This is a genomic window from Caldanaerobacter sp. (assembly GCF_049701115.1).
In the GTDB taxonomy this organism is placed as follows: Bacteria; Bacillota; Thermoanaerobacteria; order Thermoanaerobacterales; family Thermoanaerobacteraceae; genus Thermoanaerobacter.
In genome coordinates, this window is sequence record NZ_JBNATX010000002.1 from 55340 (window position 1) to 76031 (window position 20692).

The following is a 20692-nucleotide window of genomic DNA, read 5'->3' on the forward strand; positions in this document are numbered from 1 at the left end:
CTCTAATTCCTCCAATCCAAAGCTGAAAGCACAGCATTGTGGAAAAGCCGCCTAAACCTTATTATCTTCACATTTTCACGAGTAGGATGCACTCTGTTTGTCAGTAGTATCATGAACACTTTATACTCCGGATCTACCCAGATAGAAGTACCTGTAAAACCTGTGTGGCCAAAAGCTTTTTCCGAAAATAAATCTCCGCCAAAAGCAGTGTGCCCTTTTATAACCCACCCCCATCCCCTGTTTTCTTCTGAATTTGGAGTATAATTTGTTATCATTCTGATAAACAGAGGATAGGACAAAAATACTTCTTCTCTAACTCTGCCAAAGTTTATAAGCATTGTAGCAAATTTTACAAGGTCATCTATGGTTGAAAATAGCCCTGCGTGTCCCGACACTCCTCCAAAAAACCTCGCATTTTCATCATGGCATACCCCTTCTATAACCTTGCCAGTAGTTTTGTCTAATTCTGTAGGAACAACATCCTTCCCTATAGGATTAAACATTGTATCTTTCATTCCCAATGGCTCAAATACCTCTTTATGACATAACGTGTCAAGTCTATTGCCTCCTAAAATTTCTAATACCCTACCTAACAGAATGAAATTTAAGTCGCTGTATTCCACATTTTTATTTGGATTTAGCTTTACTTCTTCACATATGTAATTTATAGAATCAAGGTAATCTTTGCATTTTTCATAAAAAGGAAGGTAAGCCGGCAATCCAGAAGTATGAGTGAGAAGCTGAAATATAGTAATTTTATCTTTGCCATCGCCTTTAAAATTCGGGATATATTCTGAAACTCTATCGTATACAGATATAAGTCCGCTCTCTAACATTTTCATCAATAACATAGTTGTAGCTACAACTTTTGTAAGAGAAGCTAAATCAAACAGAGATTCCCTGTTAAGCTTTTCATCATACGGATATAATTTTTTATTCCCTTTTACTTCAACCCTCACAAAACCCTTGTTATCACCTACTGCTGCTGCAACTCCTGGAAATACTCCTTCTTCTATCCCTTTATCCAATAACATAAAAGCCTTTTCCAACTTTGAAAGATTAAAACTCATAATTTATTCCTCTCCCTGCAAGACTAAATCTTTTAGCTTAATCGCCTCTGCTATATATCCGTCCGCCATCTCCAAAAGCTTTTGAGCTTTTTCTTTCTCCATATCTCCTACTATCATTAAAATTGCTAATTTTACATTATAATTTGTTTCATTAAGAACTCTCTCTATCAAGTCCTCCTTTGCACCAGTAGCCAACTTTACCATTCGCCTTGCTCTTTCTCTCAATTTTTCGTTGCTGGCTTGAAGGTCTACCATTAAATTACTATAAACTTTCCCAAGCTTTATCATTACTCCTGTAGAAATCATGTTTAACACAAGTTTTTGGGCAGTACCGGCCTTCATTCGAGTAGAACCCATTATAACCTCTGGACCCACTATTGGAGTAATCATCACATCTACTATGTTTTCAACATTTTTATTTTCATTGCAGAATAATCCTATTGTAAGGGCTCCCACTTCTTTAGCATATTTTAAAGCTCCTATGACATAAGGCGTCCTGCCACTAGCAGATATACCTACTACACTATCTCGCTCTGTCAAACCTATATTTACAAGGTCCTGCCTCCCCCCTTCTACATCGTCTTCTGCGCTCTCTATTGCATTTCTTATTGCACTATCTCCACCTGCTATTATCCCTACCACCAGTCCAGGATCTACTCCAAAGGTAGGAGGGCATTCGGAAGCATCCAAAATACCAATACGACCGCTTGTACCGGCTCCAACGTATATAAGGCGTCCTCCTTTTTTCATCCTTGGTACGATTCTGTCAATCGCTTCAGCTATAGAAGGTATAACTTTCTCCACTGCAAGTGGCACTTTCTTGTCCTCTTCGTTGATCTTTTTAAGCATATCAACGGTGCTAAGTCTATCTATATCCATCGTGTTTGGATTTCTTCCTTCGGTTATTAATTCCTCTAGCGTCATTAAACCCAGTCCTTTCTTTGATTTAATTATTTATTTTGCGCATAGATAGCACTTCACTGGTGTTTTCAAGGTATCTGACTACGTCATTATACTTCTTTTGCGCTACTAAAATGAATAATATATCAATAACAGTAAGTTGGGCTATGCGGGAGGCCATAGCCCCCGCTCTAAACATAGCCTCCTCAGAAGAAACAAATAGATTTATATCAGCAGCTTTGGCAAGGGGTGACTGTCCGTATTTCGTCAAGCTTATAGTAGTCGCTCCCGCCTCCTTGGCAGTTTGAATAGCTTCAACTATTTCTTTAGTAGCTCCTGAATAAGAAATTCCAAATGCTACATCTCCCTTTTTTAAATTAACTGCAGACGTTAGCTGTAGGTGAGTGTCTTGATACGCAGTGCATGGTATATTTATTCTAGAAAATTTTAACATTGCGTCATAAGCCACTACTCCAGAAGCCGCAACCCCGTAAAAATCAATCTTATTTGCATTTGCAAGAACTTCTGCAGCTTTTGTCAATTCCTCTGCGTTTAAAACTGCGATAGTGCTATCGATCGCTTGTTTGTTAAAATTAGCTATCTTTTGTATAACAGCCATAACATCGTCTTCACTACTAATGCCTCCATCCAGCTTTCTTGTTTGCTTTGCAAGGGATACAGCAATTTTGATTTTTAACTCTTGAAACCCTTTCAAGCCTATAGTCCTACAAAATCTTATGATACTTGCTTCACTGGTATCACAAGCATTAGCCAATTCATTTACAGATAATTCTGTAACAACAGTCGGATTCTCTAAAATGTACTTTGCAATTTTGGCTTCTGAAGGTGTAAAACTAGAGCTCATTTCTCGGATTACTGCTAAAACATCCGTCATATTAACCGCCTTTCTCTTTCTTGTTAATATATATATTCGACGTAAGTTGTAAAATTCCTTCTTAAATTTTAAAAAAATGTGTAGTTTTACTTCATAAACATTACAATAGGATTCATATTGCTTGCATTTCCCTCCCTTGGGACTTCTCCTCTAGCCTTTCTGGTACTACATCATTTTTTATTACATCCTCATATGTTTCTCTTCTCACAATAATCTCTGCTTTTCCACTTGAGACCAATACAACGGCGGGTTTTGGCAATCTATTGTAATTACTTGCCATAGAATACCCATACGCCCCTGTATTAAGTACAGCAATTATATCGCCTTTTTTCACTTCAGGCAGCAAAATATCCCATATAATTACATCGCCTGATTCACAAAGTTTTCCGGCAACTGTTACTTTTTCCAAACGTCCATTATATACCCTATTTGCCACTAAAGCAGAATACCTTGCTCCATAAAGGGCAGTCCTAATATTATCTGACATACCCCCATCCACAAAAACATACTTTCTAACACCAGGTATTTCCTTTACTCCTCCTACTCTATACAGGGTAATACCAGCATTCCCTATAATTGCTCTGCCTGGTTCCACAATAATTTTTGGCAGTTTTACTTTAAGAAGACTTACTTGGGCCTCCAATTCCTCTAATATTTCCCTTAGCATTTCTTCAACTGGCTGGTAACTATCATCTTCCACATATGGGATTCCAAAGCCTCCACCTAAATCTAATTCCTCTACTTCTTTCCCTAAAGTATCTTTTATTTCTTTTAAAAGCTCTAACATGATTTTTACTGCAATTTTGTAAGGAGTGGATTCCAATATTTGAGAACCTATATGGCAGTGCAGTCCTTTAAATTTTAAATTCTCTGAGGCTAAAGCTCTTTTTACTGCCTTAAAAGCTTCTCCGTTAGAAATAGTAAAACCAAACTTTGAGTCCATCTGCCCTGTCATTATATATCTGTGTGTATGCGCTTCTATCCCAGGCGTAACTCTTATATAGATTGCAGGTTCTTTGTTTAACTTCTTTGCCAAAATTTCTAAAAGTTCTAATTCATCCCAATTATCAATAATTATCCTGCCGACTCCACTTTGTAGAGCCATAATTAGCTCTTCTTCAGATTTGTTATTACCGTGGAAATAAATCTTTTCTGTCGGAAAACCAGCTTTTAATGCAGTATACAGCTCTCCTCCTGATACTACATCAAGTCCTAATCCTTCTTGCTGTATTATTTTGCACATAGCTTTTGTCAAAAAAGCTTTTCCTGCATAAACCACTTCATTTTCAGGGTTGTGGCTTTTTAATGCATTGTAAAAGATTCTGGAATTGGCTCTTAATACATCCTCATCTATTACATAAAGAGGAGTTCCAAATCTCTCAGCAAGTTCTACTGCATCACAACCACCTATAACTAAATGACCCTTGGAATTTACTTTTATAGAGTTGTAAAACATTTTTTATTCCCCCTTAAATCCCTATTCCAGTTCCTCTATAGCGATTCTTAAAACATCTATATGTTTGTCGTTGAGAAATGTTCCAGCGACCTTTATAAAACTTTCCTTTTCACCTGTAACTAAAAATCGAATTTGTCCTCCTTTTTTGTCCTTAACCAAATTGTTTTCTACCAAATATTTTTTCACTTCATGAGCTAATTTTATTGCTGGATCTACTACAGTCACTTTATTATCTACTACTTTTTCAATAAAGGGAAGCAAAATAGGGAAATGAGTACAACCAAGCACTAGAGTATCTATATCTTTCTCTAAAAATTCTTCAGTACATTTTTTCAAAGCTTTATAAATCGAAGATGACTCATAAAACCCATTTTCTACAATTAAAACCAGCTCCGGACAAGCTTTTTGGAAAACCATCGCGTTTCTATTTAATCTCTTTATCCCCTTTAGATAAGCTTCACTTTCTACAGTCCTTTTAGTAGCCATTACCCCTATTCGGCCATTTGAAGTAGCTTCCACTGCACTCTTTATTCCTGCTTCTAATATTCCAAACATCAAAATTTCATAGTCATTCTTATTAATACTTGAACATATAGTATTACAAGCAATCACTACAGCTTTGACTTTTTGCTTCTTCAAGTAATTCACAATTTCTCGTGTAAACTTTTCTATTTCTTCTTTTGGTCTATTGCCGTAAGGAACCCTTAAAGTATCTCCGAAATATATGTAATCTTCCTCTGGCAAAATTTCCAAAAGCCTTTTTAAAACTGTAATTCCTCCGACTCCTGAATCAATAACTCCTATAGGTCCATTTTTATCCATCTTCCACCACCTTTTGCTTAAAATATTTTTTCTGCACTTTATTCTACTTTTCACCCCCCCATCTAAGTATTTAATCCAATTTTATATCATCAGACTTTAATAATCAATACAAAAATTTATCTAAAACTTGCAGGAATATCTGTAAACATCTTAAAAAGAGCCAAGCTTATAAGCTTGACCCTTTTTAAAGCACTATCTATTTTTACCTTCTATATACGTCCATTTCCACTCATCGTCTATCCCCACAGGAAATCTTATCCAGTCTTTTACATAGGGTCTTTCTAAATACGAGGTAATCCTAAAAAGTAAAGGAGCAATAGGCATATCCTCCATCAGTATCTTCTCTGCCTCATGCATAGCCTGCATTCTCACAGAATTATCAATTGTAGAATTAGCCTTTTTTATGAGTTGATCATATTGAGGGTTGCTATAAAAGGCTCTGTTATTACCTCCATCTGTAACCCAAAGGTCTAAAAATGTCATTGGATCGTTGTAGTCGGCTACCCAGTTAGTATACACTATGTCGTAATCTCCTTTATTCATCATATCAAGTCTTACTTTGAAAGCTACGTTGTAAATATCAACAGTTACACCTAAATTTTTACTCCAAAATTCCTGTAATACTTGTGAATGTTTCCTCGCTGCATCACTGTCCCCGGCTACAAATTTAATCTTGGGGAGCTTATCAATTCCTAGTTCTCTCATGCCTTGTGCAAGCAATTCTTTCGCTTTTGCTACGTCATTATCTTTAAAGTAATCCCCACCTTCTTTTCTAAATTCTTCTTTATCTCCAGGTATTCCTGGTGGCACAAAAGCGAGAGCAGGTATCCCTCCACCAGCGAAAACATAATCTACAAAAGACTGCCTGTCAATCGCATAACTGAAAGCCTTTCTTATATTTACATTTGAAAATATCCTGGATTTGTTGTTGAACATGACATAATAAGTTACACCTATCGGCATTTGGTGAAAATTCGGATCATTTTTATACTTTGCAATATATTGGGCAGGTACACTAATAGAATCATAACGCCCTGTCTCCCAATTTTGAATAATAGTATTTTCTTCCTTTACCATGTCCATATTTATCTGCTGAAGTTTTACACTATCTTTATCCCAATAGTAGGGATTTTTTACAAGTACTATATTCTGTTCGTGATTCCATTCTTTCATCATATACGGACCGGAATAAACCATCGTATCAGGAGAGGTCCCATATTTATCTCCAAATTTTTCAATAGCCGCTTTCTGAGCAGGTAAATAAGTACCCCATCCTGTCAACCCCAAAAACTGCGGAGCTGGCCTTTCGAGTATTACTTCTAGCGTTTTGTCATTAAGAGCCCTTACACCTACATCTTCTGCCTTAGCTTCCCCTTTATTAAAAGCTTCCCCATTTTTTAAATAATAGAGCATGTACGCATAGTTTGACCCTGTTTTCGGGTCAAGAGCCCTCTTCCAAGCATATTCAAAGTCATGAGCAGTTATAGGGGTTCCATCGCTCCACTTTGCATCTCTCAAGTGAAAAACATACCTCAACCCATCTGGAGAAACTTCCCAATCTAAAGCTAGTCCAGAACCTTTTTCTATTTTTCCGTACTTATTTAGCCTCACTAGCCCTTCTAATGTAGCATTTAACACTTCAAATGATACTAAATCAGTAGCCAACTGCGGATCCAGAGAAGGCGGTTCTTCCCCTAAATTAATATTTAAAACCTGCTCATCTGCTAGTACTTTTTGGGAAGATATAGGATTAGAAGATTTAGAACATCCTGAAAAACTTAAAGATAAGATAAATAACACTGCAACAAATAGTGAAATTGCTCTCTTTTTCCCCCTCACTAGTCACTTCACTCCCCCTTATAAATTGTAAAAACTCTAGCTCTACGTCACTTCTCAAATGTCATAAATTTTTATTCAAGGTTATAAATAATTATATCATTAAATGTTTTCATTTCAATAGTGTCTATTAAAAATTTACACTAAAATTTTGGATCGATTTTTAATCCATTAAAAATCTTGACAAACAACTTTTTAAATAACTACAATGAAGTTAAAAAGAAAAATAAAAAAAGCCTGCCACCAAAGTGACAGGCAAAAATTGTAAGTTACTGAACATTTTCTTTTGTTATAAGTTTAAGTTCTGCAGGAATGAAACTAGGTATTTTTTCTCCTTTCAAGTACTTATCAGCCATTTCAACTCCTAGTGAACCCATTAAAGCTGGCTGCTGCGCAATTGTGGCAGCCATTTTTCCTTCTTTTATAGCTTTTAAAGCATCCTCAGTTCCATCAAAACCAACCACAATGATTCCTTGCCTATTTGCTGCTTCAATTGCTTTTATAGCTCCCAAAGCCATCTCATCGTTTTGGGCAAACACTGCATCGATTTTAGGCTGAGCTTGCAAGATGTTTTCCATTACTGATAAACCTTTGGAACGATCAAAATCAGCAGCCTGCTTTGCCACTATTTTTATATCTGGATACTTAGCAATAGCTTCATCAAACCCTTTGCCTCTATCTCTTGCCGCAGAAGCCCCAGGTATACCTTCAAGTTCTACCACATTTCCCTTGCCATTTAGAGCTTTAGCTATAAATTCTGCAGCCATTTCCCCACCCTTCACGTTATCTGAAGCTATATGGCAAACTACTTTACCACCATTTGCTGACCTATCTATAGTTATAACTGGTATATTTTTGCTATTTGCCTCTTTTATAGCGGTAACAACTGCATCACTATCCACAGGATTTATAAGTAAAACATCTACTTTTTGCTGAATCAAATCTTCTACATTAGAAAGCTCTTTAGAGGAATCATTTTGGGAATCTTCAACTATTATTTTATACCCTAACTCTTTCGCTTTTTCTTCTGCACCATTTTTTAAAGTTACAAAGAATGGATTGTTAAGAGTAGATATCACTAGCCCTATAGTTTTCCCTTCTTTGGTACTAGTAGGAGCTGTATTTGGAGTGCTTGTTTTACAACCACTCAAAACCAGCGCTGCCGAAATTACAAAAACAGCTAAAAGTAACAATATTCGCGATCTTCTCATAGGTCTCTTCACCCCTTTAATTTTTAATATATTACATCTAAAACTTCAAGAAAATTTCTCAATTCCCAGACATCCCCCCTTTTCTCCTCTATTCACTTTCTTTCTTGTCCAAAGCTATAGCAAGTAGTATTACTAAACCTTTTACAATATATTGATAAAAAGGTGAAACGTTAAGCAAATTCAGGCCGTTGTTCAGCACACCTATTATTAGAGCACCTATCAAAGTCCCAATTATTCCACCTTCTCCTCCTGACAAACTTGTTCCTCCTAACACCACAGCAGCTATCGCGTCAAGCTCTGCACCTTGTCCTGCTGTTGGAGCAGCAGAGTTTAACCTTGAAGTAATTATTAAGCCGCTTACTGCTGCTAAAAAGCCACTTAAGGCATATACAAATAGAATTACTTTGTTAGTATCAATTCCCGCTAGCTTAGCAGCTTGTAAATTCCCACCTGTTGCATAGACATACCTTCCTAGTCTATTGTTTTTTAAAATATAGTATCCTATTACAAAAACGAGAATTGTGATAATTATTGGAACAGGAATGGAACCAACATACCCATTGCCAATATATCCAAAAGCTTTTCCTAACCCCGTTATTGGTTGGCCATTAGTATATACAAGCGTAAGCCCTCTTGCTATTGTCATCATAGCAAACGTAGCAATAAATGGAGGAATATTCCATTTGATTATCGCAAAACCATTAAACAATCCTAAACCAGTACCTATTATTAAACCCATTAATAAAGCTATAATTAGGGGCATGCCATCTTTCAACATCCCGGCTGTAACTGCACTTGAAAACGCCAAAATAGAGCCCACAGATAAGTCTATTCCACCAGTCAATATCACAAATGTCATTCCTACAGCCATTATTGCGTTTAGAGAGGTTTGCCTTAATACATTTGTAAGGTTATAGTAATCCAAAAAACGTGGAGATAATATTGAAAACGCGATAATTAATCCCAATAAACCTATTAAAGATTTGGCTTTTAAAAGCAACTCACCAATATTTATTTTCATTGCTTTTTCGTTCGGTAGCTTCAATTCATTCCCCTCCTACAGCTTTTAACATAACTTTTTCTTCTGTAGCTTCTTCGCGAGAAATTTCTCCTGTTATTTTCCCTTCATGCATTACTATAATCCTATCACTTATATTCAAAACTTCAGGTAATTCCGAAGATATTAAAATTATACCAATACCCTGTCTTTTTAACTCATTGATCAATTTATATATTTCATTTTTCGCTCCTACGTCAATACCTCGGGTTGGTTCATCGAGAATAATTAACTTTGGATCTGTCAATAAACATTTAGCGATCGCTACTTTTTGTTGATTCCCACCACTCAACCTAAATACTTTCTGGTTGGGAGAAAAGGACTTTATATTTAATTTCTGAATCATTTCATTTACTATAGATCTCTCTTTTGAAAAGCTAATAGTCCCTATATAGTCAGAAATTTTTTTCAAAGCCGAAAGAGTCATATTTTCTTTCAAAGTATGTTTTATAATTAATCCTTCATTTCTTCTGTCTTCTGATAAATACATTATCCCCTTTTCAATAGCATCTCTAGGGCTTTTTATTTCTACCTCTTTCCCTTCTAAATAAATTTTGCCCGACGTCTTTCTGTAGAATCCAAAAATTGTCTTTGCTACTTCCGTTCTACCTGCACCTATTAGCCCCGCAAATCCAACTACCTCTCCCTTTCTTACAACAAAAGAAACCCTTTCAAACATACCTTTTACACTCAAATTTTCCACGCGTAATATTTCTTCTCCTGGAGAAGAAGACTCGTAAGGAAAATGCTCTTTTAACTCTCTACCCACCATCATCTTTACTAAGTCATCACGTGTAACTTCACTAATTTTACCTTGAGAAATGAGGTGCCCATCTCTTAAAACAATATAGTCATCGCAAATCTCAAAAATTTCGTTCAACCTATGAGAAATATAAATGATAGACTTACCTTCCTTTCTAAGCCTTTTTATTACCTCAAATAACCTTCTCGTCTCTCCTTCTGTCAATGCAGCGGTAGGTTCATCCATCACTAATATCTCTGCGTTCATTAAAAGACTCCTAGCTATTTCTACCATTTGTTGTTCGCCAACGCTGAGGTGTTTAACCAACCTATCCACATTTAGATCCATCCCTAATTCATGAAGGATCTTAGTACTTTCTTGTTTTATTTTCTTCCAATCAATAGAATTAAAAGCTCTCACATACTCTCTCCCTAAGAAAATATTTTCAGCAATACTTAAAGAAGGAACTAAATTAAGTTCCTGATGAATCATCGCAATTCCATATTTTTCTGCATCTCTAACATTTCGTATATTCACTTTTTTCCCTTTTAAATAAATGCCTCCCTCATCTTTTTCATAAATTCCGCACAAAATTTTCATTAGTGTTGATTTTCCAGCACCATTCTCACCTAATAGTGCTAATACGCGACCTCTATATAAAGTTAAATCAACATTATCCAATACTTTGACATTGCCAAATTTCTTACTAATACCTTTCATCTGTAAAATAGGTTCCAAAAATTATTCCCCCCTACTTTAAAACTCTACACCTGATTCCAAAACAATATTTGCATAGGGAGTATATTCACCTGTTCTTATCACAGCTTTTGCATTCTTACACATTTCTTTCAGCTGTTCATGATCAATAATTACTAACTTATCGCCAAATTGCTCTGACAATTCTAAATACAGTTTTTTGTTTTTATCTATCATCTCTCTTGCTATATAAGCCTTCTCTACTCCTAATTCCGTAAGAACTGTATTCAATGTATCCCTAAAGCTTGGTATGCCTTTAGTTAAAGCAATGTCAATTCTTTTAACATTATCTGGTATAGGTAACCCGCTATCAGCAATTACTAATAAATCTTTGTGCCCTAATCTTGCAACTACTTCTGAAATTTCACTATTTAATAATGCCGTTTTCTTCATTGTTTCAACTCCTCTCCTTAATAAATTTTTCTACTTCTTCTTTATAAGGCAAAGAAGTCTGGGCACCTTCTTTAGTCACCGTAAGTGCAGCAACAAATGTAGCAAATCTTATTGCATCCTCTATTTTTTCCCCTTTGCTTAAAGCAAAAGCTAACGCTCCTGTAAATGAATCACCAGCTGCTGTTGTATCAACGGCAGTAACTTTAATTGCATCAAACAGTTTTTCTGTATTTTTATTAACGAAATAACATCCTTTTTCTCCGATAGTAGTTATGACATTTTGGACTCCTTTATCTAACAAACATTTAGAAGCTTTTCTTATATCTTCAATTGTTTCTATTTTGCTTTTGGACAAAAAAGACAATTCTGTTTCATTTGGAGTTAAAATGTAAATCTTTTCGAAAAGTGAGTCAGGTAATTCACAAGCTGGTGCAGGATTTAGTATAACTTTTACTCCTTTGCTATAACACAAATCTACTGCAAACTTCACTGTTTCAATTGGTATTTCTAATTGAAGAAGACATATTTCTGCTTCATCAAAAAAATGCTCATATTTTTTTATTTGTTTTATATCAAGCTTCTTGTTTGCACCCTGATAAACTACTATATTGTTTTCTCCTTTTTCACTCACGTTAATATATGCTGTACCTGTGGGAGTCTCTGAATCAAATTCTATTCCTTCTACACCTACCCCATTGCTTTTTAAATCCCTATATAATTTTTGGCCATACTCATCATTTCCTACTCGACCAATCATAGAAACATTTCCACCTAATCTAGCTATAGATACAGCTTGGTTTGCACCTTTACCACCACCATAATTTTTTAAATCGTAAGCAATAACTGTCTCTCCAACAACTGGAATGCGCGGTACTCTTATTACAATATCCATGTTAATACTTCCTACAACAACTATTTTTCTCATTTTTTACCCACCTTTGACTAATTTAGTACTTTGCCGGATTACCAACTGCGGTCTAAAATTAATAATTTTTTTCTTCAGTTTTTTACCCTCTATAAGCTTTATTAACATTCTAGCAGCAGTCAAACCCATATCATAAGCAGGTTGCTTTATAGTAGTCAATTGCGGCTCCAGTATTTGAGAAAGCTGTATATCATCAAATCCAACCACTGAAATATCATCAGGAATTTTATACCCAAAAGACCGAATCGTTTTATATGCACCATACGCCATCAAATCATTGCAAGCGAAAATAGCAGACATATCTTTATTATCCTTTAATAACCTCTCTGCTCCAATTATCCCACCGTTTATCTTATAATCCCCTTCAAATATAAGTTTCTCATCAATTTTTATTCCACTATCTAATAATGCTTTTTTGTACCCTTCTAATCTTTCTCTAGCACTTTTGGTATGCAAAGGGCCAGTTATACAACCAATTTTTTCATGCCCCAAATCTATGAGATGTTTCGTTGCAATATAACCACCTTCATAATTATCAAGAAAAACCCCATAAATATTTTCTGAATCAACACGCCTATCCATTATGACAACCGGAATCCCGCTCTCCACAAGTTCTATGATATGCTCGTGTTTCGGAATAGAGCTGCTTGTAAATATTATCCCATCCACATATTTCTCTTTTAATGCTTTTATATACTCACTTTCCTTCTCTAAATTATCATCTGTGTTACATAAGAAAACATTGTAGCCATAGATGTGAGCACTATCCTCTACTCCTCGGGCAATATCAGGGAAAAATGGGTTAGAAATATCAGGAATTATAAGACCAATGGTTTTAGTCTTTTTAGTAACTAGCCCCCTTGCAATGGCATTAGGCTGATACCCAAGCTCTCTTACTAATTTAAGAATTTTTTGCCTCGTTTCCTCGCTAACCCCTTCCGGTTTATTGTTTATAACTCTTGATACAGTGGTCACAGATACATTCGCTAATCTAGCAATATCTTTTATTGTAACTGCCATGTTTCTATCACCTTGTTAATATAGTTTAACGTTTTAGTAAAACGCTTAACTATATAATAGAACAAAATTTATTCTTTGTCAAGTATAAAAATAAAATTTTTTACACAAAGTTAACACATATTTTTCGAAATTGTGATACAATTTTTATGAGGGGATAAATTTAAGGAGGAGGTAATCTATTGAGGAAAAAATATATTCTTGATACAAATGTACTTTTACATGACCCCATGTCTTTATATAACTTTGATGATAATGAAGTTATCATACCTGCAGTTGTAATTGAAGAAATAGACCGAATGAAAAACTTTCAGAATGAGGTAGGAAGAAATGCAAGGTTAGTGGGAAGAATTTTTGACAAATTGAGAGAGAAAGGAAAGTTAAATGAGGGAGTTCCTTTGGAAAATGGAGGATTAATAAAAATTGAATTAAATCATATTGCAAACGAAACTGTAAAAGAACATTTTATTGAAATAACTAATGATAATCGCATTTTGGCAGTGACCTTAAATTTGTTCCATGAAGAACAAAAAAAGGAAAATCCCACGCCTGTAATTCTTGTCTCAAAAGATGTAATAATGCGCGTAAAAGCAGATGCCTTAGGAGTTCCTTCTCAAGATTACCTTTCCGACAAAATTAAAAACTACAACGACCTTTACACTGGTTTTATAACAACTTACGTTCATCCTTCTACAATAGATTTGTTCTACACTGAAAAGCGCTTAATCAGAAGCCTTATTCCAGAGTTAAGAGAAATTATTGATATCTATCCTAACCAATTTGTAATACTCAAGGATTCTTTTGGAAGTAGCAAATCTGCCGTAGCCAGATACAACAAAGAGACAGACTCTTTTGAACACCTTTATTCTCCAGAATCCATATGGGATGTATCTCCTAGAAATGTACAACAGAGAATGGCAGTAGATTTACTGTTAAATGACAATATACCTGTCGTTACCCTTACAGGAAAAGCAGGAACAGGCAAAACTCTTCTCGCCCTTGCCTGTGGTCTTTTCAAGGTTTTGGATGAAAAAATATATAATAAACTTCTAATAGCCCGCCCGATAGTTCCCATGGGAAACGACATAGGTTATCTACCTGGTGACAAAGAAGAAAAATTAAAACCATGGATGAAGCCCATATATGACAATTTCGAATATATTTTTAGAAATAGAAAAATAGATACAAATATTGAAGATGTAATTGCTGGCATAAAAAATATAGAAATCGAAGCATTGACTTATATAAGAGGAAGAAGCATACCAAAACAGTTTATAATAATAGACGAGGCTCAGAATCTCACCCGCCACGAAATAAAAACAATCATCTCCCGTGTTGGTGAAGGAAGTAAAATAGTATTATTGGGCGACCCTGAACAAATTGACAATCCCTATCTTGATGCAACCAGCAATGGCCTCACACAGACAGTAGAAAAATTCAAAGAATCAAAATTATCTGGACATGTAACTTTAATCAAAGGCGAACGCTCGGAAGTAGCTGAACTAGCAGCAAAACTATTATAAAATCAGGGCATCTGCCCTGATTTTATAACGCCTTTTTGTATATCTCTTCCACAATTTCATGAGCCTTTAAAGCATAATCCAATTCTTCATTAACCAAGTTTTTATTATCACTCAATACATTCCCTATAAAGCTTTTTACAACATTTATAAAACCTTTTTTGTAAGACGTACTATCCCAACTTCCAAAAGTATGAACCTCTACGCATCCTTTTTCCATTGTTTTTAACAGCTCCATATCTTCTACAACAGCACTTTTGTTATGGCCATGCATTTCCAGCCTTTCGTAATCTTTCCCTGTATTTCTGTGCATCAAACCTATCGCTGTAAAGTTTTTCCCTTTTAATGTAACCATTATAGATTTTAAAGCATCATTTTCTTTTAAGACATGTATATCTAACTCGCCTTCCTTTCTTACTATATAATACAAAGTATCTGCAATATGAATAAAATCATCATATAGCGTATATTTTATATCGTCTCTTATGTCATTATCCCTATGTTTCTCCATTAAGCAAAGCTCTGGTGTAGTTCCTTTAAAAAACCCAAAAGCTTTTTGATAAAGTGGTGCATGCCTTCTGTTAAATCCTATGGTAAATATTAGTGAATTCTTCTTAGCAAGGTTTATGAGTTCCTTTGTTTTCTCTAAATCATCTGTAATGGGTTTGTCCAAATAGACATTAATTTTATTCTCTAAAAGCATTTTTACTATTTCATAGTGGCTAATAGTTGCCGTATGAACAAAAGCACAATCGGGCTTTAGTTTTATTGCATCCTCCAAATTCACATAGACATTAACACCGTATTTTTCTTTATATTTTTTTATTTTTTCCTCGTTCCTTCCTACTATTCCTATTATATCTAACTCTTCTAATGTAAATATAAAAGGCAAATAGGCTTTATTAAAAATATTTCCCGGCCCTATGATAACAGCTTTTAATTTCTGCATCATCGAACACCTCAATTAAGATTATAACATTTATGATAAAATTACAAAAGTTTCTCTAAAATTTTTAAATTAATAAATTTCATTACAGGTATTCATAAATTATTACACCTTTAACAACTCTATTTACTCTTCCCTCAGGGTTTGGATTGTCAGGTGTTATTCCTAAATTCAAAGATTTATAAAAAGCTAGCATTTGTGCATAAATAATGTACAAAGGCGTTAAAAAAGCTTCTTCTACATTGGTAAAATCTTGTCCCAATTTGAATATATAATCTATTCCATCTATTTGTAAATCTTCCGGCATAAAAGCCATTAATTTTCTTTGGCCCGGCTCATTTGCTATTTCTTTTATGAGATCTAAATCATATTTTTGTGTATAAGGATTATTTGATACAAAAAATCCTAAGAGTGTTTTATCATTTATAACAGATTTGGGACCATGTCTAAATCCTAAAGGGGTATTAAAGTTAGTATTGACCTCTCCTCTTGATAATTCTAAAGATTTCAGTGCAGCTTCTGCAGCACATCCCTTTAAGTTACCACTGCCCAAATATACCAATCTGTCATAGTCATTTTTTGATATTTCTTCTATTTTCGCCGCATCTTTTTCTATTATTCTTTCTGCTTCTTTTGCTAATTTTTCAAAGAGGTCTTTTTTGCTCTCAATTTGTTCTATGTGTGGTAGCATTAAATCTGTTAAAAGCATACATGTGAAACTACTTGTCATTGCAAAACCTTCATCATTTGCTTCTTCAGGCATAAATATGTTTAAACAATTTTTCTTGTCAATTGTGCTTTTTGCCATTTTGCCATCTTTATTGCAGGTGATGTTTAGGAAGTAAACATCTTTTATAATCTTTTCTGCTAACTCTATTGTGGCTAAACTTTCTGGACTATCGCCAGACCTTGCATGGGAAATTAAAAGAGTTGGTCTTTCTTTAAAGAAAAAGTTCTCTGGTGATGCAACAATATCTGTAGTATCAATTGCTTCTACGTCTAGTCCAAGCATTCTCCTTAGATAGCCTTCACTGCTATAGCCAACATATGCAGATGTTCCCGCACCAGTTAGTATAATCTTCAAATCCTTTAGCTGAAATATTGGATTTAAAAATTCAATGATTTCTTTCTTCTGATTTGCCAAAATATCAAAAAGTTTTTTCCATACTTCTGGCTGCTGATTTATTTCTTTTGCAGTGAAATATCCACCTTTTTCTTTTAACCGCTCTTCACTGTAACCCAGTATCACTTCGAACTCCTCCTTTATTTTTTAAAGTTTTTCTACTTTTACTTCTTTTCTTAATTGCTCAACATCACTACGCACAACATACCCTGTCTTGTAATGCATAGCATTTGATGCACCACAAGCTGTGGCAAGTATTGCTGCTTCAACTATATTAAATCCTCTTTTTATTCCTACAGCCATCCCTGCAACATATGAATCACCAGAACCGACAGGGCTTGCTAATTTAATTTTGGGAGGGGTAATTTCGAAAACACCTTCATTTGTGGCAATAATAGAACCCTCCGATCCAAGAGTGATTGAAACAACTTCTATGCCCAAATTTCTAAGTTCTTCAGCTGCTTTTTTAAATTCTTCAATGGTTTTTAACTCTCTTCTAAGCAATTTTTCTGCCTCTTCTTTATTAGGTTTGATCATAAAGGGCTTGGCAGTTAAAGCCTTTGAAAGGTAATTGCCACTTGTGTCAAGAATCAATTTTGCCCCATTTCTTTTCGCAATGTTCACCAGTTCTACATATATGTCTTCATAAACACCTCTGGCAGCACTGCCTGAAGCCGTTATTATATTGTACTTTTTTGAGATAATGCTAAATTTTTCTAAAAATTCAACTATATTTTCCGGCTCTACATAAGGACCCTTTTCTAAAATTTCTGTATGAGTGCCCTGCACTGGATCTAAAATAGCAATACAAGTGCGTGTCTCCCCTTCTATTTTGATGAATTCACATCTTACACCCATTTTGTTAAGTTCTTCTTCTATAAATTCACCAGCTTTACCACCTAAAAATCCCGTTGCTGTTACCTCTTCTCCCAGTATTTTTATAACCTTTGTTACATTGATTCCCTTGCCGCCTGCTACGCTATTTTCTTCTTGTGGCCTAAAAATTTTCCCTATTTGAAAATTATCTATCCTGTAACTTTTATCAATTGAAGGATTTAAAGTGACTGTCAGTATCATACCCTTCCCTCGCAGCCAAAAAGTTTTATTTTTTCTTTTACAACCTCTTCTATCGCCCTTTCTGCAGGTGCAAGGAACTTTCTTGGATCGCTCTCGTCTGGATTATTTCTAAACACTTCTTTTATTGCATTTGCAAAAGGAATTTTTAATTCTGTAGCAATGTTTAATTTGCATATACCCAGTGCTATAGCTTTTTTTACTAACTCATCAGGAACTCCCGACGCACCATGAAGTACCAATGGAATGTCTACTAAGTTCGCTATTTCTTTTAGCCTTTCAAAGTCAAGTTTTACTTCCCCTTTATACATCCCATGGGCTGTGCCAATTGCTATAGCTAATGAGTCAACTCCTGTCTTCTCTACAAAATCCGCTGCCATTTTGGGATCTGTAAATGCACTTTTATCTTCTTTTATATACATATCGTCTTCAATGCCTACTATACTTCCAAGTTCTGCTTCCACGGTTACACCTGCTGCATGCGCCACTTCTACAACCTTTTTTGTAAGTTCTACATTTTCTTCATAGGAAAGCATTGACCCATCAATCATTACTGAAGTGTAACCTGCTCTTATGCATTTTACAACGAGTTCAAAGGAATTCCCGTGGTCTAAATGTAGCGCTATCGGTATATTATATTTTTCTGATGCGACTTTTGCCATTGCTGCTATATAGTCTTCTCCTGCATGCTTTATTGTCCCAGGCGTTGTCTGTAAAATTAAAGGTGATCTCATATCATATGCACCTTTTACAACCGCTTTTAAGGTTTCAAGGTTGTGCACGTTAAAGGCTCCTACAGCATATTTGTTTTTCTTAGCATCTTCAAGCATATTTTTCGTGTTTACTAATGGCATTTTGGTCACCTCACTAAAAAATTACTCTGCACCAGGCACCTATCTTTTAGAAAGCCCGGTGCAGAAACATGTATTAAATACCATCTTCTTCTGACATGTGGTCAGTAACACTACTGTTCTCTTCAAAAGCCATTACACTATTTTTCGTAGTATTTACCGCTATTTTAGCCAAGTCTTCAAGTGCTAAATGGTTTTTTTGTAGAGCAACCTCCAATATAGCACTTAAATTACAGCCTGCTACCAGTTTTTTTCGTGCATCACCTACTACAAATTCGGCAGCTACTTTGAAAGGAGTACCGCCTACAATATCGCAAATTATTAATACAGAAGATTCAACATGTTTCTTAAGAATTTTCCCTATTCTGTATCTTAAACTAATGTCAGAATCACTTTCTATAAAATCTATCGCATAAATTCCTTCTTGCTTACCAGCTATAAGCTCAATAGAACTTTTTAATCCTGTCGCATAATTACCATGTCCTATGATCAGAATAATATTCTCCATTTTACAAAACCCCTAGGTATGATAGTATTATAGCCATCAAAAATGTAATCAAAATCAATATTACAGGACTTACTTTTTTATACTTCAAAAGATAGAACATCAGTAAAGTATATCCCAGTGGTAAAATATTTGGAAATATTTTGTCAAAAAATTCTGTTTGCAATGAAATAACATGTTCTTTGTTGATTGGAATTTTGGTTAATACCTCAATGTGGACATAGGTAGCTATTAATCCACCTATTACTGTTACTCCAAGTATAGAAGCAGCTTTAGAAAATATTTTTGATTGCTCTTTTATAAGATCAATTGCATTTACTCCTAAATTGTATCCAAGGTGAGTTAAGGGAATACGCAACAGCCAAATTCCCAGATACACTGTGAAAAACAATATTGGTCCTATTAAACTGCCTTGCATGGCAAAAGAAGCTGTGATACCAACCATTATGGGAAGTAAAGTAAACCAAAATACCGCATCACCAATTCCTGCTAATGGTCCAAATAAAGCCACCTTTAATCCTCTGATTACTCCTCTATCTTCCCGATTCTCTTCTAAAGATAAAAGCAAACCCATAAGAAAACCTGCCAAATTAGGATGAGTATTTATAAATTCCAAATTATCTTTCATTGCATCTGAAAGGCCTTTTTTATCATCTTTATATATTTTTTTGAGAAAAGGCAACTGCGCTAATGTAAATCCCCCTGCTTGCATTCTTTCATAATTAAAGCTTGCTTGCAAAAGTGAGGAGCGAATTGCCAGTTTAGTTATATCGTTTTTTGTTAGTATTTTTTTAGATTCCTTCACTGTAATCCTCTCCTTTCGTTGCCACATCATTATTTAAAGCAACGGGCTGCTCTTTCATTCTGAAATATTCATAAAGTGCTAACGCTGCCCCTATAACTGCAACTGGTAAAAGATTTGAGAATGGTAAGAAAGATGCTATAAAAAATCCAATGATAAAATATGGGGTATACTCTGCTCTCATCATTACTCTAAGCAACATACCAAACCCTACTGCTGGTAACATTCCACCTGCTACTTCAAAACCATGAGCCAACCATGCTGGCATTGATTGTACGATTGTTTTCATTAAATCCTGTGCCACATATACACTTAAAAAGACAATTATTCCATAACTTAGAGCAACAATAGAAGTAGTTAAAATATTTATTTTTGCAAGTCCTTTTATGTTTGCTTCTTCTGCATATTTATCAGCTTTTGCCATGAAAAATGAAAAGGTAGAATAATAGAATAAAATTATATATTGCATTAGAAAACTAAAAGGCAATGCTAATCCTAGTGCTGTCTTAGGATCTACCCCAGTTGTAAAAGCAATAACCGTTGTCATTAATCCCGCCAAGATTGGATTGGGAGGTTGTGTTCCTCCTGCAGGTGTCAATCCTGCAAAAGCTAATTCAGTCAATCCACCAGCAATTAAGCCTGTGTGTACGTCACCAAGTATCAATCCTGTTAAAGTTCCCACAATTATCGGTCTAAAAAGGAAAAATGCTTCAAGCCAAAAATCCACACCTACTATTATCGCCATTAAAGTTAAAAGCAAAGCTTGCGTCAATGTGATGCTATGCATTCAA

The 20692-nt window shown here is 35.1% G+C and carries 20 protein-coding genes; 1 reads left to right on the plus strand and 19 read right to left on the minus strand.

The features are described from left to right. Positions 1-2: 2 nt before the first annotated feature. The 12 genes from ACPLVE_RS01630 to ACPLVE_RS01685 form a co-directional block, all read right to left on the minus strand. Positions 3-1070, minus strand: a complete 1068-nt coding sequence (locus tag ACPLVE_RS01630) for a serine hydrolase domain-containing protein (protein ID WP_424609245.1) — start codon at positions 1068-1070, stop codon at positions 3-5. 3 nt (positions 1071-1073) lie between these two features. Beyond that, positions 1074-1994 (minus strand): N-acetylmuramic acid 6-phosphate etherase, encoded by a 921-nt coding sequence (gene murQ / locus ACPLVE_RS01635; protein ID WP_424609247.1) that lies wholly within the window; start codon positions 1992-1994, stop codon positions 1074-1076. Between the two features lie 22 nt (positions 1995-2016). Then, positions 2017-2865: a MurR/RpiR family transcriptional regulator gene (locus ACPLVE_RS01640; protein WP_424609249.1), complete on the minus strand. Its 849-nt coding sequence runs from the start codon at positions 2863-2865 to the stop codon at positions 2017-2019. Between the two features lie 112 nt (positions 2866-2977). Beyond that, entirely contained in the window at positions 2978-4321 is a 1344-nt protein-coding gene (gene lysA / locus ACPLVE_RS01645) for a diaminopimelate decarboxylase (RefSeq protein WP_424609250.1), read from the minus strand. Positions 4322-4342: 21 nt separating this feature from the next. Beyond that, the gene (gene murI / locus ACPLVE_RS01650; RefSeq protein ID WP_424609444.1) at positions 4343-5143 is read right to left on the minus strand and encodes a glutamate racemase; all 801 of its coding nucleotides are present in this window, start codon (positions 5141-5143) and stop codon (positions 4343-4345) included. A 192-nt stretch (positions 5144-5335) separates the two neighbouring features. Next, positions 5336-6982 (minus strand): peptide ABC transporter substrate-binding protein, encoded by a 1647-nt coding sequence (locus ACPLVE_RS01655; protein ID WP_424609252.1) that lies wholly within the window; start codon positions 6980-6982, stop codon positions 5336-5338. Positions 6983-7248: 266 nt separating this feature from the next. Next, positions 7249-8190: a ribose ABC transporter substrate-binding protein RbsB gene (gene rbsB / locus ACPLVE_RS01660; RefSeq protein ID WP_424609254.1), complete on the minus strand. Its 942-nt coding sequence runs from the start codon at positions 8188-8190 to the stop codon at positions 7249-7251. An 88-nt stretch (positions 8191-8278) separates the two neighbouring features. Then, positions 8279-9235, minus strand: coding sequence for an ABC transporter permease (locus ACPLVE_RS01665; RefSeq protein ID WP_424609256.1), 957 nt, complete (start codon positions 9233-9235; stop codon positions 8279-8281). A gap of 1 nt (position 9236) precedes the next feature. After that, entirely contained in the window at positions 9237-10727 is a 1491-nt protein-coding gene (locus tag ACPLVE_RS01670; RefSeq protein WP_424609258.1) for a sugar ABC transporter ATP-binding protein, read from the minus strand. 18 nt (positions 10728-10745) lie between these two features. After that, positions 10746-11138, minus strand: a complete 393-nt coding sequence (gene rbsD, locus ACPLVE_RS01675) for a D-ribose pyranase (protein ID WP_424609260.1) — start codon at positions 11136-11138, stop codon at positions 10746-10748. 4 nt (positions 11139-11142) lie between these two features. Continuing rightward, positions 11143-12063, minus strand: coding sequence for a ribokinase (gene rbsK / locus ACPLVE_RS01680; RefSeq protein WP_424609262.1), 921 nt, complete (start codon positions 12061-12063; stop codon positions 11143-11145). A 3-nt stretch (positions 12064-12066) separates the two neighbouring features. After that, positions 12067-13083, minus strand: a complete 1017-nt coding sequence (locus ACPLVE_RS01685) for a LacI family DNA-binding transcriptional regulator (protein ID WP_424609264.1) — start codon at positions 13081-13083, stop codon at positions 12067-12069. Between the two features lie 179 nt (positions 13084-13262). On the opposite strand from ACPLVE_RS01685, the gene ACPLVE_RS01690 reads away from it, so the two are divergent. Next, the gene (locus ACPLVE_RS01690) at positions 13263-14603 is read left to right on the plus strand and encodes a PhoH family protein (RefSeq protein ID WP_424609265.1); all 1341 of its coding nucleotides are present in this window, start codon (positions 13263-13265) and stop codon (positions 14601-14603) included. A 22-nt stretch (positions 14604-14625) separates the two neighbouring features. On the opposite strand, the gene ACPLVE_RS01695 is transcribed toward ACPLVE_RS01690, so the two are convergent. The 7 genes from ACPLVE_RS01695 to agaC form a co-directional block, all read right to left on the minus strand. Continuing rightward, entirely contained in the window at positions 14626-15549 is a 924-nt protein-coding gene (locus ACPLVE_RS01695) for a Gfo/Idh/MocA family protein (RefSeq protein WP_424609266.1), read from the minus strand. A gap of 82 nt (positions 15550-15631) precedes the next feature. Then, positions 15632-16795 (minus strand): SIS domain-containing protein, encoded by a 1164-nt coding sequence (locus ACPLVE_RS01700; RefSeq protein WP_424609268.1) that lies wholly within the window; start codon positions 16793-16795, stop codon positions 15632-15634. 21 nt (positions 16796-16816) lie between these two features. Further along, the gene (pfkB, locus tag ACPLVE_RS01705) at positions 16817-17746 is read right to left on the minus strand and encodes a 1-phosphofructokinase (RefSeq protein ID WP_424609270.1); all 930 of its coding nucleotides are present in this window, start codon (positions 17744-17746) and stop codon (positions 16817-16819) included. Beyond that, positions 17743-18597: a class II fructose-1,6-bisphosphate aldolase gene (fba, locus tag ACPLVE_RS01710; RefSeq protein WP_424609272.1), complete on the minus strand. Its 855-nt coding sequence runs from the start codon at positions 18595-18597 to the stop codon at positions 17743-17745. The genes pfkB and fba overlap by 4 nt, the downstream gene beginning before the upstream one ends. 73 nt (positions 18598-18670) lie before the next feature. Then, a complete protein-coding gene (locus ACPLVE_RS01715) occupies positions 18671-19102 on the minus strand; it encodes a PTS sugar transporter subunit IIA (RefSeq protein ID WP_170270853.1) in 432 nt (143 codons plus the stop codon). A gap of 1 nt (position 19103) precedes the next feature. Further along, the gene (gene agaD / locus ACPLVE_RS01720; RefSeq protein WP_009609630.1) at positions 19104-19934 is read right to left on the minus strand and encodes a PTS galactosamine transporter subunit IID; all 831 of its coding nucleotides are present in this window, start codon (positions 19932-19934) and stop codon (positions 19104-19106) included. Further along, on the minus strand, positions 19891-20688 hold the full coding sequence (gene agaC / locus ACPLVE_RS01725) for a PTS galactosamine transporter subunit IIC (protein ID WP_009609648.1): 798 nt from the start codon (positions 20686-20688) through the stop codon (positions 19891-19893). The genes agaD and agaC overlap by 44 nt, the downstream gene beginning before the upstream one ends. Positions 20689-20692 lie beyond the last annotated feature (4 nt).